The organism is Mesorhizobium sp. CO1-1-7 (assembly GCF_020164885.1).
GTDB classification, from domain to species: domain Bacteria; phylum Pseudomonadota; class Alphaproteobacteria; order Rhizobiales; family Rhizobiaceae; genus Mesorhizobium; species Mesorhizobium australicum.
The window spans coordinates 311,062-326,259 of record NZ_JAIUHA010000007.1 but is presented as its reverse complement, the minus strand read 5'-3'; the positions used below and the strand labels follow the sequence as shown (position 1 = coordinate 326,259).

General features: G+C 63.0%; 14 protein-coding genes. 2 read left to right on the top strand and 12 right to left on the bottom strand.

Features of this window, described 5'->3' with window-relative positions; all coding sequences use genetic code 11:
* Positions 1-7: 7 nt before the first annotated feature.
* The 4 genes from LB516_RS17830 to LB516_RS17815 all read right to left on the bottom strand — a co-directional run bounded on the left by LB516_RS17830 (position 8) and on the right by LB516_RS17815 (position 2,750).
* A complete protein-coding gene (locus LB516_RS17830) occupies positions 8-724 on the bottom strand; it encodes a Bax inhibitor-1/YccA family protein (RefSeq protein WP_015317911.1) in 717 nt (238 codons plus the stop codon).
* A gap of 23 nt (positions 725-747) precedes the next feature.
* Positions 748-1,521, bottom strand: a complete 774-nt coding sequence (locus tag LB516_RS17825) for an anti-sigma factor family protein (protein WP_224720094.1) — start codon at positions 1,519-1,521, stop codon at positions 748-750.
* Positions 1,518-2,048 (bottom strand): sigma-70 family RNA polymerase sigma factor, encoded by a 531-nt coding sequence (locus tag LB516_RS17820; RefSeq protein WP_411969405.1) that lies wholly within the window; start codon positions 2,046-2,048, stop codon positions 1,518-1,520. The genes LB516_RS17825 and LB516_RS17820 overlap by 4 nt, the downstream gene beginning before the upstream one ends.
* Before the next feature lie 90 nt (positions 2,049-2,138).
* Positions 2,139-2,750 carry a histidine phosphatase family protein gene (locus LB516_RS17815; RefSeq protein ID WP_224720093.1) on the bottom strand — a complete coding sequence of 204 codons (612 nt, stop codon included), beginning with the start codon at positions 2,748-2,750 and terminating at the stop codon, positions 2,139-2,141.
* 130 nt (positions 2,751-2,880) lie between these two features.
* Between LB516_RS17815 and LB516_RS17810 the strand changes: the two genes are divergently transcribed.
* Both LB516_RS17810 and mazG read left to right on the top strand, forming a co-directional pair.
* The gene (locus LB516_RS17810) at positions 2,881-4,065 is read left to right on the top strand and encodes an aromatic amino acid transaminase (RefSeq protein ID WP_224720130.1); all 1,185 of its coding nucleotides are present in this window, start codon (positions 2,881-2,883) and stop codon (positions 4,063-4,065) included.
* A gap of 89 nt (positions 4,066-4,154) precedes the next feature.
* The gene (gene mazG / locus LB516_RS17805; RefSeq protein WP_224597229.1) at positions 4,155-4,979 is read left to right on the top strand and encodes a nucleoside triphosphate pyrophosphohydrolase; all 825 of its coding nucleotides are present in this window, start codon (positions 4,155-4,157) and stop codon (positions 4,977-4,979) included.
* Between the two features lie 60 nt (positions 4,980-5,039).
* Here the strand turns inward: mazG and hflX are convergent, their stop codons facing one another.
* From hflX to dusB, 8 genes are all read right to left on the bottom strand, one after another.
* Positions 5,040-6,431 (bottom strand): GTPase HflX, encoded by a 1,392-nt coding sequence (hflX, locus tag LB516_RS17800; RefSeq protein ID WP_015317917.1) that lies wholly within the window; start codon positions 6,429-6,431, stop codon positions 5,040-5,042.
* Positions 6,432-6,677 carry an RNA chaperone Hfq gene (gene hfq, locus LB516_RS17795; protein ID WP_006202172.1) on the bottom strand — a complete coding sequence of 82 codons (246 nt, stop codon included), beginning with the start codon at positions 6,675-6,677 and terminating at the stop codon, positions 6,432-6,434.
* Between the two features lie 144 nt (positions 6,678-6,821).
* Positions 6,822-7,685: a D-amino-acid transaminase gene (locus LB516_RS17790; protein WP_015317918.1), complete on the bottom strand. Its 864-nt coding sequence runs from the start codon at positions 7,683-7,685 to the stop codon at positions 6,822-6,824.
* An 86-nt stretch (positions 7,686-7,771) separates the two neighbouring features.
* Positions 7,772-9,133 carry a sigma-54-dependent transcriptional regulator gene (locus LB516_RS17785; protein ID WP_224720091.1) on the bottom strand — a complete coding sequence of 454 codons (1,362 nt, stop codon included), beginning with the start codon at positions 9,131-9,133 and terminating at the stop codon, positions 7,772-7,774.
* Complete coding sequence (locus LB516_RS17780; protein ID WP_411969401.1) at positions 9,123-11,453, bottom strand: ATP-binding protein; 2,331 nt, start codon at positions 11,451-11,453, stop codon at positions 9,123-9,125. Before LB516_RS17780 ends, LB516_RS17785 begins: the two co-directional genes overlap by 11 nt.
* Positions 11,454-11,537: 84 nt before the next feature.
* Positions 11,538-12,998: a nitrogen regulation protein NR(I) gene (gene ntrC, locus LB516_RS17775; protein WP_023783973.1), complete on the bottom strand. Its 1,461-nt coding sequence runs from the start codon at positions 12,996-12,998 to the stop codon at positions 11,538-11,540.
* The gene (locus LB516_RS17770; protein WP_224720089.1) at positions 12,995-14,137 is read right to left on the bottom strand and encodes a two-component system sensor histidine kinase NtrB; all 1,143 of its coding nucleotides are present in this window, start codon (positions 14,135-14,137) and stop codon (positions 12,995-12,997) included. The genes ntrC and LB516_RS17770 overlap by 4 nt, the downstream gene beginning before the upstream one ends.
* Complete coding sequence (gene dusB / locus LB516_RS17765; RefSeq protein WP_224720088.1) at positions 14,134-15,162, bottom strand: tRNA dihydrouridine synthase DusB; 1,029 nt, start codon at positions 15,160-15,162, stop codon at positions 14,134-14,136. Before dusB ends, LB516_RS17770 begins: the two co-directional genes overlap by 4 nt.
* Positions 15,163-15,198 lie beyond the last annotated feature (36 nt).

Here is a 15,198-nt window from a genome sequence, read left to right as displayed (position 1 = left end):
GTCCGGACTATTCCCGCTCGCCGGTAAAATTCAGCAGCAGCTGGAAGATGTTGATGAAGTTCAGATAGAGCGAGAAGGCACCGAAGACGGCGAGCTTCTGGCGCGACTCCGCATCGAAATTCTCCGCGTATTGCTCCTTGATCGTCTGCGTGTCCCAGGCCGTCAGGCCAATGAACACGGCGATGCCGATGACCGAGATGGCGAACTGCAGCGCGGTCGAGCCGAGGAAGATGTTGACGATGCTGGCGATCACCACGCCGATCAGGCCCATGATCAGGAAGGACGAGAACTGCGTCAGGTCGCGCCTTGTCGTGTAGCCATAGAGGCTGGTGGCGCCGAACATGGTGGCGGCGATGAAGAAGGTGCGCGCGATGCTGGTGCCGGTGAAGACGAGGAACACCGAAGCCAGCGACAGGCCCATGACGGCACAGAAGGCCCAAAACATCGCCTGCGCGCTTGCCGCTGACATGGTCTGCATCTTGAACGAAAACAGGAGCACGAAGGCGAGCGGCGCCAGCATCACCACCCATTTCAGCGGGCTGGAAAAGATCGGCACATAAAGCGCCGGCGTCGACGACACCAGGAAGGCGACAAGGCCGGTAACCACCAGGCCAAGACCCATATAATTGTAGACGCGCAGCATGTGCTGGCGCAGGCCCTCGTCATAGACGGCTCCAGTCCGGGCGCCTGTGCCCACGCGGTATCCAAGATTGGGCGTATTCATTCGAGGTCTCCTTTGTGGATTGGTCAGTAAAGCGTTCTGGCGAGCGTTTCGGCGGCGCGGTCGAGATCATGAACCTCGCTCTTGGCGACGACAGCGTAGGCGACATCGCCGATCTGGAAATAGGCCGAGGAGATGTCGCCCGAGGGCGCCATGGTCGGCTTGACTACATCGAAAGTGCCCGGCCGGATCGCAAACAGCGAAACCAGGCCCATCTCCTTGGTGTCGACCGCAATCTCGACACTCGGGCCGAAGCGCGACGGATAGATCTGCACGTCGCGGACCTTCCAATCCTTCGGCAGCGCCGGCATGACGATGGCGGTGGCGGCGCGGATCTCGCCGGCATTGTAATTAGGCGCCTCGGTCTGCGAGGGCATGTTTTCGCGCAGCAGCGTGGTCCTGTGTGCCTGTACCGCCTCGTCGACATAGGCGGGCGGCTGCGGTGAAGCGACGACCTTGGTCACCGACATCGGCCCGACGATGCCGTTGGCCAGCCAACCGGCGGCAACGAAAGCGGCGACCGCTGCCGCGCGTTGCAGCACACCGAAGATGCGGCCCCGGCCAAGCCCCCTCTCCAGCCGCCGCGCCGCATCGGCCGTCGCCGGCCGCGCCATGCCTTCGGAGCCGGCCAGCGCCACGCGCAATTCATCGCGGGTGCGCAGATCCGACATCACACGCGCGGCACTGTCCGGACGCGCCGACAGGAAGGCTTCGACCTCGATGCGGCGGCTAACGTCGAGCTGGTCGTCGACATAGGCGTCGAGATCGACGTCCGTAACCGGGTCGACAAGAGCGGTCATGAGTCACCTCCCACGATCCTGAGATGATTTTTTCCGCGTGCCGGCGCCTCTTCCATCTGGCGCAGGGCGGCGCGCGCCCTGCCGATACGCGACATGAGCGTGCCCAGCGGCACGCCGCTGGCGTTGGCGGCCTGCTGGTAAGAGAGCCCTTCGATGGCGACCAGATGCAGTGCCGAGCGCTGCTCTTCCGGCAGGCTGAAAAAGGCTTCGCGAACCTGCGCCAGGCGCACGGAATGGTCCTGCGGCGCCGGGGTGCTGCCGTCGGCCAGATATCGGGCCTGTTCGAGGCGAGCGGCTTCCGAGCGGCGCGAGCGCAGACGGTCGATGAAGGTGTTGTGGACGATCGACAGCAGCCAGGCGCGCAGGTTTCCGCCCGAGCGGAACGAGCCGCGCCGCTCATAGGCGCGCACCAGCGCGTCGTGGACGAGATCCTCGGCCTCGACGCCGTCGCGCGTCAGCGAACGGGCGTAGCGCCGCAGCGACCCGAGCTGTCCTAGGATGTCAAAGCGTGGCATCGACCGTTTCATGCCCTGTTTACGGAGCATGTGGGGATTTTAATCCCGGCCCTGCCGATTTTTCTTCGCGCGAAAATATCGGTTGCAGGTATTTCGTCTCGCCTAGGTGCCGTGAGCGCCCTTAGGTCCAAGTGGTTTTGCCGGCTGGGGAACCGTGACACCGCACGCGCGCAACACCCACCGGCGGCCGTCGCTACGAAAATCGGTGATGCTCAGTGGCTCGACGTCGATCTTTGAGCTGGCGGCAAGCGGCGCCCCGAGAACATGCAGGATCGCGGCGCGGATGACGCTGGCATGGGTCACGGCGATGGTATGGCCACGTTCGGCGATCAATCGATCCATCAATCCAGCGGTCCGTCGAGCAACATCGGCCAGCGACTCACCACCATGCGGGGCCACATTCGGATCCGTAAGCCATGCGGCAATTTCTTCAGGCTGTCGCGCCTGCACCTCTTCAAAGCTCTTGCCTGCCCATCGTCCGTTATTCTGGTCGGCCAGCATCGGATCGACAGTCGCGTTCAGCGACAGCGCGTCGGCGGTCTGACAGGCGCGAAGCGCCGGCGCTGTCCACACACGGTCGGCGCGACGCAGCGTCCCGCGCATCGCCTTTGCCAATGTCAGCGATCGTGGCTCCAGCGGTTCATCCGAGGGAAACCGCCCTTTCCGGGTCGCCGCCGTGGCACCGGCGCAGATCATGGTCAGACGGACGAGCATGGCATGCCTTCTCTGAAGTGGTTGAAAAGCCGCACCAGCAGGTGCCGCCTTTCGCGCCGGCGCGATCAAAACCGCTGGTGAAACGTGGCCAATTTGCGTATCACTCCGCCGCGCCAACGGAACCATAATGATGTTCGAAGACCTGCAGCCAGCTGCCGCCGACAAGATTCTTGCGCTGATCGGCCTCTATCGCGCCGATCCACGCCCTGGCAAGGTCGATCTCGGTGTCGGCGTCTACAAGGATCACGACGGCAAGACGCCGGTTATGCGGGCCGTGCGCGAGGCCGAGAAGCGACTGCTGCAGAGCCAGGATACCAAGACCTATCTCGGCCTTGCCGGCGATACCGGGTTCAACACTATGATGGCCAAGCTCGCCTTCGGTCCAGGCGCGGACCTGTCGCGCATCCGGGCGGCACAGGCGCCCGGTGGCTCCGGCGCGCTGCGGCTGGTGGCAGAACTGCTCAAGCGGACGCGTTCGGATGCCACGGTCTGGGTCTCTGACCCGACCTGGCCGAACCATATGCCGGTGATGCGTGCCGCCGGCCTGCAGATTCGCGAATATCCCTATTTCGATGCGGCCTCGGGAGCGGTTCGTTTCGACGACATGCTGGCGGCGCTGCGGTCGGCCAACAGCGGCGACGTGGTGCTGCTGCATGGCTGCTGCCACAATCCGACCGGCGCCAATCTGGACGCGGCCCAGTGGGAGGCCATCGCCGATCTGGTCGTCGAGCGCGGCCTGCTGCCATTTGTCGACATCGCCTATCAAGGCTTTGGCGACGGCCTGGAGGCCGATGCCCTCGGCTTGCGGCTGCTGGCCGCGAAAGTTCCAGAAATGGTTGTCGCGTCGAGCTGCTCGAAGAATTTCGCGGTGTACCGCGACCGGGTCGGCGCGGCGATGATCCTGGCCAGGGACGGCGCGCAGGCCGACGTCGCGATGAGCCAGATGCTGTCGGCGGCGCGCGCCATGTATTCGATGCCACCCGACCATGGCGCGGCGGCGGTGCGCATCGTCCTGGAAGACGCCGCGCTGCGTGCCGACTGGGAAGCAGAACTGGAAGAGATGCGTCTTCGTATGCTGAGGCTTAGGGACGCATTCGCCGAGGCGCTGCGCCGGCAATCCAATTCCGACCGCTTCGACTTCGTTGCCAGCCATCGCGGCATGTTCTCGCGGCTCGGCCTCACGGAAGCGCAGGTCGAAAGGCTGCGCGCCGAGCACGCCGTCTACATGGTCGGCGACAGCCGCATCAACGTCGCCGGCCTGCCCGAGGACGGCATGGATGACCTCGCCAAGGCGATCGTTTCCGTGCTGGACTGACGAGGCGGCTACGGTGCGCCTGTGGACAAGGTCCCCTCGCCGGCTGACAGCGTTGGCCGAGTGGCGGTTCGCGCGATAGCATCCGCACCATGACGCCATCGAAAGACATTTCACGCCTGATCGAGATCATGGCGGCGTTGCGCGCGCCGAAGACCGGCTGCCCGTGGGACATCGAGCAGGACTTCTCCACCATCGCGCCCTACACGATCGAGGAGGCCTACGAGGTGGCGGATGCCATCGCGCGCGGCGATCTCGACGATTTGCGCGACGAACTCGGTGACCTCCTGCTGCAGGTCGTCTACCATGCCCAGATGGCGCAGGAAGCCGGCGAATTCGCCTTCCCTGACGTTGTCCAGGCCATCACCACCAAGATGATCCGCCGCCATCCGCACGTCTTTGGCGATGAGAAGGCCCGCAGCGCCGGCATGGCCAAGGGCATGTGGGAGAAGATCAAGGCGCAGGAGAAGGCCGAGAAGCGACAAGCCCGGCTCGCGCGCGGTCTTGACCCGGAGGACAACGGCAAGGGGTTCCTGGACAGCGTTCCGGTCGCCCTGCCCGCCTTGACGCGAGCGCTGAAGCTTCAGGAAAAAGCCGCCCGCGTCGGCTTCGACTGGAGCGAGGCTGCTCCCATCCTGGACAAGATCGAGGAAGAGATCGGGGAGTTGCGCGAGGCTTTGGCCAGGGGTGAGACGGCCTCGATCAAGGACGAGTTCGGCGACATGTTGTTTGCCGTCGTCAATCTCGGCCGTCACCTGAAGCTCGATTCGGAGGCGGCACTCAGCGGCACCAACGAGAAATTCCGCTCACGCTTCCACTATGTCGAGCGAGCCCTGGAAAAATCAGGCGGCTCGCTGGAGGAAGCTAGCCTGGAGGAGATGGAAGCTCTCTGGCAGGAAGCAAAGACTGCAAGGTAAGCCTATAGCTCCGGCAATTCCGGACGGAAAGCGCGATACTTATCCTGGAACTTCTGCGCGTTAGCCGTTGTTTTTGCGTCGCAATCGGCTTTCAATCTCTTCTCGGGCGCTTTGCGTGGCCTTCAGCGAAACGGTGGCGCTGCCATCGTCATTGTCGGTTCGCGAAACGACATCGCCATTGCGATAAAGCCAGTCGACCAGGCCGAATTGTGCCGGCTCGATCGTCACTGTCAGGTCTTGCAGTTCGCCGGCCATCCGCGTTTCGATAACCGCTTTCAGCGCATCGATGCCTTCGCCTGACACCGCCGATACGGCAATCGGCGGCTCCTTGGAACCGTCGGTGCTATCGGCGAGCAGCCGCTGCCTGTTGCCTTCGTCCAGCAGGTCGATCTTGTTCCAGACTTCGATCACGCGCCTGGTGTCGCTGGCGTCGACGCCGAGATCGGCGAGGATGCGCTCGACATCCTCGGCCTGCGCCGCCGTGTCGGGATCGGAAATGTCGCGCAAATGGATGACGAGATCGGCCTCGACCACCTCTTCCAAGGTCGCCCGGAACGCTGCGATCAGATGCGTCGGCAGGTCCGAAATGAAGCCCACCGTGTCGGAAAGAATGATCGGCGTGCCATGCGGCAGCCGCACGCGGCGCAGTGTCGGATCCAGCGTGGCGAACAGCATGTCCTGCGCCAGCACCCCTGCTCCGGTCAGCTTGTTGAACAGCGTCGACTTGCCAGCGTTGGTGTAGCCGACGATCGCCACCACTGGAAACGGCACCTTCTTGCGCTTGGCGCGGTGCAGGTCGCGGGTGCGGCGCACGGTTTCCAGCTCGTGCTTCAGCTTTATGATCTTTTCCTGCAACTGCCGCCGATCGGATTCGATCTGCGTTTCACCGGGGCCACCGAGGAAGCCTGCACCGCCACGCTGACGCTCCAGGTGGGTCCAGCTGCGCACCAGGCGGCCCTTCTGGTAGTTGAGATGGGCAAGCTCGACCTGCAGCGTGCCTTCCTTGGTGCGCGCGCGCTCGCCGAAAATCTCCAGGATCAGCCCGGTGCGATCCAGCACCTTGGCGTTGAATTGCTTCTCGAGATTGCGCTGTTGCACCGGCGTCAGCGGATGGTCGACGATGACCACTTCCGCGTGCCCTTCCCTGACGATCCCGGCGAACTCCTCGACCTTGCCGCTGCCCAGCAACGTCGCCGGGCGCGGGTCGTTGACGGTCACGACCGCCGTATGGATCAGATCAAGGTCGATGGCGCGGGCAAGGCCGACTGCTTCGTCGTGGCGCGCCTCGGCCGAGCGCGTCAGCCGCGGACGGTTCGTGTCATCGTCGTTACGCGGTTGGCGCGTAAGCACAGGCACAATGACAACAGCCCGGGTCGGACCCTTGGCTTCCGTCCCGGGATGATGCGCTGGTTTTCCGCGAACCGTGCCGTCCGCGTCCTTCTCACGTGCCAATCAGGCGCCCTGGCTTTCCTCGCCATCGAACATCTGAACCGGCTGGCTCGGCATGATCGTGGAAATGGCGTGCTTGTAGACGAGTTGGGAGTGACCGTCGCGGCGCAGCAGGACGCAGAAATTATCGAAAGAAGTGACCACGCCGGTCAGCTTCACGCCGTTGATAAGAAAGATGGTGAGCGGGTTCTTGCTCTTGCGAACTGAATTCAGGAACAGGTCCTGAAGGTTTTGCGATCGTTCCGCCATTGTTTTTGTCTTTCGCCGATCCCCTTCGGTTTGCAGCCAATGCGCCAAATTAGCGGGCACATGTCAAGCGCGCAAACACCCTCTTGCCGTCAGTAACGACAAGCAGAACGAGATATATTGATGTTCATTCCACCTGTGCGGTTATCAGGCTGGACTTTTTTCCGCAATGTCAAAAAAGGCATGCCGCAACGAAAGTGTTATTGAGCCGGGGTGGCCATTGGCTATGGGATCGCCGTCAATGGCCACGATCGGCATGGCAATAGTCGTCGCGGAACTGATGAATGCTTCGCGGGCCGCTTTGGCCTCGGCGACGGAAAATTCCCGTTCCTCGATCTTCAGGCCGAGCCTTGCCGCGACTTCGAACATGGTGGTGCGCGTGATGCCGCGCAGAATGCCATGTTCGGCCGGCCGGGTGACCAGAACGCCATCCCTGTTAACGATCCAGGCATTCGACGACCCGCCTTCCTTGACGTTGCCGTCGGCATCCACGAACCACGCCTCCTGTGCGCCCGCTTCCTTGGCCTTCTGCTTGGCCAATACATTGGGCAGCAGCCCGACGGTCTTGATGTCGACACGGTCCCACCGGTTCTCCGGCACGGTGATGACGGCGATGCCGGTCTCGGCTCGCTTGGCTCCCGCGGCAGGATCGGCCTTCCTGGCTGTCACCACCAGCGCGGGCTTGACGTTCGCCGATGGGAAGACAAATTCCCGGCTGGCGACACCGCGCGTCACCTGAACATAGACCAGGCCGTTGACGACATGATTGCGGTTGACCACTTCGCGTAGGATCAGCGGCAACACATTGCGTGTCACCGGCCAGGCGATCGACAGTTCGGTCAGCGAGCGGTTCAGCCGGGCAAGGTGACGCGGCATGTCGACGATGAAGCCGCGCGCCACCTCGCAGACCTCGTAAACGCCGTCGGCGAACTGGTAGCCGCGATCCTCGATATGCACGGCGGCATCGGCATGAGTGATGTAGCGCCCGTTCACATAGGCAATGCGCGGCATGGTCACCTCGGGAGATTTGGTTCGGCCTGTTTAAGCGATTCCGCCGTGCAGGTAACGGACAATCGCGTGGGCCACCGAGGATTGGGTCAGACGCCCAGCGACTTCAGCTTGCGGTGCAAGGCGGAACGCTCCATGCCGATGAACTCGGCTGTCTTCGAAATGTTGCCGCCGAACCGGTTGATCTGGGCGATCAGATAGTCCTTTTCGAACTGTTCGCGTGCCTCGCGCAGCGGCAGCGCCATTATATGCTGGTCCGACTGGTTCGGCGTGCGCGGCATGACATCCCCGATTTCGGACGGCAGCAGATCCGCGGTGATCGGCGCGTCCACGTCCTCGCCGCGCGCCAGGATCATCAGTCGCTCGACGTTGTTGCGCAACTGGCGCACGTTGCCCGGCCAGTTGTGCGCCTGCAGCACGGCCAGCGCGTCGTCGCCGATACGGCGTGGCTTGATGCCAGCTTGGCGGGCGATCTGCTTCATGAAGTTGTCGACGAGATAGGGAATGTCCTCGCGCCGCTCGGCCAGTCCCGGCACCATGACCGGAACCACGGCGAGCCGGTGATAGAGATCCTCGCGGAAACGCCCGTCGGCGATCATCGCCTCAAGGTTCTGCGAGGTCGAGGAAATGATGCGGACGTCGACCTTGACCCGCTTAGTACCGCCCACCCGCTCGAATTGCTGTTCGACCAGCACGCGCAAAATCTTGTTCTGCGTCTCGCGCGGCATGTCGGCCACTTCGTCGATGTAGAGAATGCCGCGATGGGCCTCCTCCAGCGCCCCCACCTTACGTTCGACCCCGTTCGATTCGGTGCCGAACAGTTCGATCTCCATGCGTTCAGGCGTGATATTGGCGGCACTCAGCGTCACGAACGGCCCGCCCTTGCGCGCCGACAGCGTATGAATGGCGCGGGCGGCCAGTTCCTTGCCCGATCCGGAAGGGCCAACGATCATCACCCGGCTGTTGGTCGGCGCGACACGCTCGATGGTCTGGCGCAACTGGCTCATCGCCGAGGACATGCCGATCAAATCGAAAGTCTCGCCGCTGCGCAGCTTGAGGTCGGAAACTTCGCGGCGCAGTTTCGAGGTCTCGAGTGCGCGTTCGGCAATGAGGATCAGCCTGTCGGCCTTGAACGGTTTTTCGATGAAATCATAGGCGCCGCGACGGATGGCGGAAACCGCCGTTTCGATGTTGCCGTGGCCTGAAATCATCACCACGGGCAGGTTCGGGTGCATGGTCTTGATCTCGTCGAGCAGCGCCAAGCCGTCCAGACGCGAGCCCTGCAGCCAGATATCCAGGAAGATCAGCCTCGGCGCTCGGTCGGCGACAGCCGCCAGTGCGCTGTCGGCATCGAATGCCGTACGGGTTTCGTGACCCTCGTCACTCAGGATGCCCGCGACGAGTTCGCGGATGTCTTCCTCGTCATCGACGATGAGAATATCAGACGCCATTATCGACCTTTTCAGTTTCTCTTTCGTGGTCCGCCTTGGTTTCGCCGCGCGGCAGCGCGCTGGTTGCAGGCGGCAGGATGATGCTGATCATCGCGCCGCGCCCGCCGTGGAAATCCGCAGGCGCGTCATGGAGTTCCAGCCTGCCGCCATGGTCCTCCACGATCTTCTTGACGATAGCGAGACCAAGCCCGGTGCCCTTTTCACGCGTGGTCATATAGGGCTCCAGCAACCGTTGGCGATTCTCGCGCGGCAGGCCTTTGCCATTGTCGATGACATCGATGCGAATCGCGCCATTCTGACGGCCGGCTTGAATCCGGATTATGCCGTGCGAACCGTCCTTATGTTCCAGTCCGTCGATCGCCTCGGCGGCATTCTTGATCACATTGCCGAAAGCCTGGGCGATCAGCCGGCTGTCGAACGTGCCCTTGAGCGGCTCGTTCCCGAATATCCGCTCGAAGGTGATGTCGGCGCGGCTGACTTCGACCAGGAAGGAAGCCTCGCGCAGCGATTCGCGCAGGTCGATGGCCTTCATCTCGGGCTTTGGCATGCGCGCGAAAGCCGAGAACTCGTCGACCATGCGGCCGATATCCTCCACCTGCCGGATAATGGTGTCGGTGCACTGGTCGAAAACCTCGCGGTCTTCGGTGATGACCTTGCCGTAGCGGCGCTTGATGCGTTCGGCGGAAAGCTGGATCGGCGTCAGCGGATTCTTGATCTCGTGGGCGATGCGCCGCGCCACGTCGGCCCAAGCGGATGAGCGCTGGGCCTGAACCAGATCGGTGATGTCGTCGACGGTCACGACATAGGATTTTTCCTCCGAGCCGTCGTCGCCTGCCTCGATGGTGACCTGCACATTGAAGGTCCGCTCGGCGCCGGCGCGATAGAAGGTCACCTGTTCGCGGTAGACCGGCTTGCCGGATTTACGACCGATCTCGAAGACGCGGCCGACATGCGGCAGGATCGCGGAAAGATTCTGCCCAAGTGCCGCGCTGGCGGAAACGGCCAGCATCGATTCGGCAGAACGATTGACGATGGTGATGATGCCGTAAGGGTCGACGCCGATGACGCCGGCGGTGACTCCGGCAAGCACGGCTTCGGAAAAACGCCGCCTCTCATCGATCAGGTCCTTCGCCGACAGGATCTCGTTGCGCTGCGATTTGAGCTCCAGCAGCATCTTGTTGAACGTGTCGCCGAGCGAGGCGACATCGCCATCGGATGGCCGCACCGGCACCGCGACGTCGAGATTGCCGGTCGCGACTTCGTCGGCAGCGCCGATCAGCTGACGGATCGGCCGCACGAGCCGGTCGGCAACAGCTATGCCGGTCCAGATTGCCGACAGGATGATGATCAGGGTCAGCGACAGATAGGGCAGCGCAAACGCCACTTGCGAGGTACGCCTGTTATCCTCGAGATTGCGATACTCGTCGGTGTTGGACCTGACGATCTGCCGCGCCTTGATCACCTCGGGGTCGACCAGACGGATGGTGTAGAGATAGAGGCCATCGAGCTCGCGCAGCTTGACGATGGCGCCCATGATGTTGCGCGTGCGCGGCTCGATCAGCACCGGCTTGCCGTCGGTGGCGGTGGCCACCGCTCCTTCCGGCGGTTCCGGCATGGCGAAATCGGCATCGGTCTTGGCGCTCATGACGAAGGAGCCATCGGGCTTGATCAGGGCGGCATGCGCCAGCGAGCGCCCCACGGCTTCCTTGTTCATGAGATCGAGAAAGCCGGTGCGATCGAGGCCGTAGAGCGTTCGCGACGCATCGAGATCGTAGGCCATCGACAACGTCGTACCCTGCAGGTTGCGCGCGTTCTCCTGCACATAGGCGTCGGCGATCGACAGGGACGAATTGACGATCGTCTTGGTGCGAATTTCGAACCAGCGATCAAGGCCGATATCGAGCGTGATCGAGGCGATGATCGCCACCATGATGGCGGGAATGGCGGCAACGAGAGCGAACATGGCAACGATGCGCACATGCAGCCGAGAAGCCGCTTTGCCATGCCGGCGCGCCATGACGATGCGATGCACCTCGCGTCCAACCAGCGCGATGAGGAAGAGCACGAAGGCGGCGTTGAGAGCGATCAGCGCCCAGGTCGTTTTGGCGTCAGGCGCAATCGGTGTCGCACCGACCAGGATGGCGAACGAAATAGCCGCCATGACCAAGGCACCGACGACCGCCACCACGCCAGGGAGTGCCAGCAGCCGGCGCCCGTCGCGCGCGCCAGGTTCGCTGAAGAGCGGTTTGTTGAGTACAGGTGTCTGCGGAGCCATGTCGCCGTCTAGAGCCAGTGATTGCGTCCGATCTATGCAACGCATTGTGGCGATTATGCAACAAGTGTGACAACTACAGGACTCTTTCCCCGGTCGGTCCCCTGAAAAGATCCTGTATGCAGCGCGCGCTCAGGTCTGGCGGGAGGACTTGTAAACGTTGACGCCTAATTCGCGAATCTTCTTGCGCAGGGTGTTGCGATTGAGTCCCAGGAGCTCCGCGGCCTTGATCTGGTTGCCGCGGGTTGCCGTCATCGAAGCCAGCACCAACGGATATTCGACTTCGGACAGGATACGCTCGTACAGACCGGCAGGCGGCAATTCGCCCGCAAAGGAGGCGAAATAGCGCTGCAGGAAGTGCTCCACCGCCTGCCCGATGGAAAGATCGTCGGGAATGAGGTTGCCGCCACCCGGTACCACGGGGCGTTCGCCTGTCTTGAGCTCCGTCTCGATGATCTCGGCGGAAATCTCGTCCTGCGAATAAAGCGCGGCGAGCCTGCGGACCAGGTTTTCCAGCTCGCGCACATTGCCTGGCCAGGGATAGCGCTTCATCAGTTCGATGCCGCCGGAAGAGATGCGCTTGGTCTGCAGCCCCTCCATTTCGCCGAGCTTGAAGAAATGGCGCACCAGATCGGGCACATCCTCGGAGCGTTCGCGCAAGGCCGGCAACCTGAGCGGCACGACATTGAGACGGTAGAAAAGATCCTCGCGGAAGAGGCCCTGGTTGATCAGCGTACGCAGGTCCTTGTTGGTGGCGGCGACAATTCGCACATCGGTCTTGATCGGCGTGCGGCCGCCGACAGTCGTGTACTCGCCCTGCTGCAGGACGCGCAGCAAGCGCGTCTGCGCCTCCATCGGCATGTCGCCGATCTCGTCAAGGAACAGCGTGCCGCCCTCCGCCTGCTCGAAACGGCCAGTCGAGCGGCTCTGCGCGCCGGTGAAGGCGCCCTTCTCGTGACCGAACAGTTCCGATTCAATAAGGTCGCGCGGGATAGCCGCCATGTTGATGGCAACGAACGGGCCGCCACGACGGCGCCCATATTCATGCAGCGCTCGTGCCACCAGTTCCTTGCCGGTGCCCGATTCGCCCGAAATCATCACCGTCAGGTCGGTCTGCATCATGCGCGCCAGCATGCGGTAGATGTCCTGCATGGCCGCCGAACGGCCGACCAGCGGCATCGTTTCGGGCGGCTCTTCTTGCCTGGCATCGATCTTCGGCCGCCGGGGCTCGGACAAAGCGCGGTTGACGATGTTGAGGAGTTCGGTCAGGTCGAAAGGCTTCGGCAGATATTCATAGGCGCCCGTTTCGGAAGCGCGGATCGCCGTCATGAAGGTATTCTGGGCGCTCATCACGATGACAGGCAGTTCCGGCCGCGCCTTCTTGATGCGCGGCAGCATGTCGAAAGCGTTCTCGTCCGGCATCACGACGTCGGTGATGACGAGATCACCCTCGCCGGCCGCGACCCAGCGCCACAGGGTCGACGCGTTGGAGGTGACGCGCACCTCGTGACCGACACGCGACAGGGCCTGATTGAGAACGGTGCGGATCGCAGCATCGTCGTCGGCGACCAGAATATTGCCGCGAACGGTCATTTGCGGTCTCCTTCACCGTCTTGATCAGCGCCAAGCGCCGTTTCCTTCCAGGCCGGCATCAGGACCCGGAATGTTGTCGCGCGCGGCGTCGAATCGCATTCGATGATGCCGCCATGTTCACCGACGATCTTGGCGACCAGCGCCAGCCCGAGCCCCGAGCCGTTCGGCTTGGTGGTGATGAAGGGATCGAACAGGATCGGCAGGATATCCTCCGACACGCCGGAACCATTGTCGCGCACGCAGAACTCCAGAGGCAGCGACACGCGGTCCTGCGTCCCCGGAACCGAAACGCGAATACCGGGCCGGAAGGCGGTGGACAGCACGATCTCGCCCTGGGGGTCGCCACCGATTGCCTCGGCGGCGTTCTTGATCAGATTAAGGAACACCTGGATCAGCTGATCACGATTGGCAAACACCGGAGGCAATGATGGATCATAGTCCTCCAGTATCTTGATTTTCCTAGCGAAACCGTTCTTTGCGATCGCTTTCACGTGATCGAGCACCACATGGATGTTGACGGGATAGCGGTCGATCGGCCGCTCGTCGGAAAACACCTCCATGCGGTCGACCAGCGATACGATACGGTCCGTCTCGTCGGTGATCAGCCGCGTCAGCGCGCGATCCTCATCGGAAGCGGACAGCTCGAGCAGCTGAGCCGCCCCCCTGATGCCGGAGAGCGGGTTCTTGATCTCATGCGCCAGCATCGCCGCCAGACCGGTCACCGAGCGCGCCGCGCCGCGATGCGTCATCTGCCGGTCGATCTTGTCGGCCATCGACCGCTCCTGGAACATGACCACGACGGAGCCCGGAAACTCCGGCACCGGCGCGACATAGAGATCGACGACCTTTTCGATGCCGAGGCGCGGCGACGAAACGTCGACCCGATATTCGTTGACGGGCGCGCGGCGCTCGCGCACCTGGTCGACCAGTGTCAGCAGCGGACTGCCGAAGGGTATGAGCTTGGACAGGGTGTTGCGCGCCAGCATGGTCGCGCTGGAGCGAAAGAAGTCCTCGGCATCGGCATTGGCGAAGGTGATGAAGCCTTCCTCGCTGATCATGATCACCGGGCGGCGGATCGTGTTTAGCACGATCTGGGCAGCATCCGCCATGTCAACGCCTTGGCCAGGGGTTGCGGTCATGCGGCGCTCCGCAGGTTCAAGGTTTGCGGATCGCGCGAAAACACGTCACGCAGCAAGGCAATGACGCGGGCCGGTTCGGACGCGGTCAATATCGCTTTCCTACTCTCGCCAGCGACACCCCCGGCATGTCGGTCGAGATACCAGCCCAGATGCTTGCGCGCCTGGCGCAGGCCGCTCTCGAAGCCGTAAAGCGCCAGCATGTCCTCGTAGTGGGCGACGACATAATCGGTAAGCTCTTGCGCGGTCTCGGGAATGCCGGGCGAAAATGTCCCGGCGGCAGCCGCAGCGATGCCGCCGGCGACCCACGGCGCGCCATAATGGGCGCGACCGACCATCAACGCGTCGGCGCCGGACTGTTCGAGAACGGCAGCTGCCTCGCTTGGGGAGCAGACATCGCCATTGGCGACGACCGGAATGGAAACGGCCTCCTTGACGCGAGCGATGGCGCGCCAGTCCGCCTTGCCCTGGTAGAACTGGCAGCGTGTGCGGCCATGGACCGTGACCATCCTGACGCCCGCCTGTTCGGCCCGGCGCGCCAGGACAGGAGCGTTGAGCGCGCCTTCGTCCCAACCCAGCCGCATCTTGACCGTCACCGGCACCTTGACCGCGCCTACCACGGCCTCGATCAGCGAGAGCGCGTGATCGAGATCCAGCATCAATGCCGAACCGGCATAGCCACCGGTAACCTTCTTGGCCGGGCAGCCCATGTTGATGTCGATGATGTCGGCGCCCTCGCCGGCGGCGATCCGCGCGCCTTCAGCCATATGCATGGCCTCGCGCCCGGCAAGCTGCACCATATGGACGGGCAGTCCGGAATGGCGTATCCGCAGGCCACAACCCGCCCTGCCCTTGGCGAGTTCGCCGCTGGCCACCATTTCGGACACGACCAGGCCTGCGCCATGCCCATGGGCGCGCTGCCTGAACGCCTCGTCCGTGATCCCCGACATCGGCGCGAGGAAGACGCGGTTGCGTATTCTGACGCCGCCGAGGTCAAGAGCCTGGGCCAATCCGGTCAAGTTAACCATGCACAAAAACCAAGCACGTCCATTCGTTGCACATTC

Excerpts from the sequence above, each read along its gene's own strand:
- LB516_RS17820 (WP_411969405.1), bottom strand. The coding sequence starts at position 2,048 with ATGAAACGGTCGATGCCACGCTTTGACATCCTAGGACAGCTCGGGTCG.
- dusB (WP_224720088.1), bottom strand. The coding sequence starts at position 15,162 with ATGGTTAACTTGACCGGATTGGCCCAGGCTCTTGACCTCGGCGGCGTC.
- LB516_RS17780 (WP_411969401.1), bottom strand. The coding sequence starts at position 11,453 with ATGCGTTGCATAGATCGGACGCAATCACTGGCTCTAGACGGCGACATG.
- LB516_RS17830 (WP_015317911.1), bottom strand. The coding sequence starts at position 724 with ATGAATACGCCCAATCTTGGATACCGCGTGGGCACAGGCGCCCGGACT.
- LB516_RS17790 (WP_015317918.1), bottom strand. The coding sequence starts at position 7,685 with ATGCCGCGCATTGCCTATGTGAACGGGCGCTACATCACTCATGCCGAT.
- LB516_RS17785 (WP_224720091.1), bottom strand. The coding sequence starts at position 9,133 with ATGGCGTCTGATATTCTCATCGTCGATGACGAGGAAGACATCCGCGAA.
- mazG (WP_224597229.1), top strand. The coding sequence starts at position 4,155 with ATGACGCCATCGAAAGACATTTCACGCCTGATCGAGATCATGGCGGCG.
- hfq (WP_006202172.1), bottom strand. The coding sequence starts at position 6,677 with ATGGCGGAACGATCGCAAAACCTTCAGGACCTGTTCCTGAATTCAGTT.
- ntrC (WP_023783973.1), bottom strand. The coding sequence starts at position 12,998 with ATGACCGTTCGCGGCAATATTCTGGTCGCCGACGACGATGCTGCGATC.
- LB516_RS17770 (WP_224720089.1), bottom strand. The coding sequence starts at position 14,137 with ATGACCGCAACCCCTGGCCAAGGCGTTGACATGGCGGATGCTGCCCAG.
- LB516_RS17825 (WP_224720094.1), bottom strand. The coding sequence starts at position 1,521 with ATGACCGCTCTTGTCGACCCGGTTACGGACGTCGATCTCGACGCCTAT.
- LB516_RS17810 (WP_224720130.1), top strand. The coding sequence starts at position 2,881 with ATGTTCGAAGACCTGCAGCCAGCTGCCGCCGACAAGATTCTTGCGCTG.
- LB516_RS17815 (WP_224720093.1), bottom strand. The coding sequence starts at position 2,750 with ATGCTCGTCCGTCTGACCATGATCTGCGCCGGTGCCACGGCGGCGACC.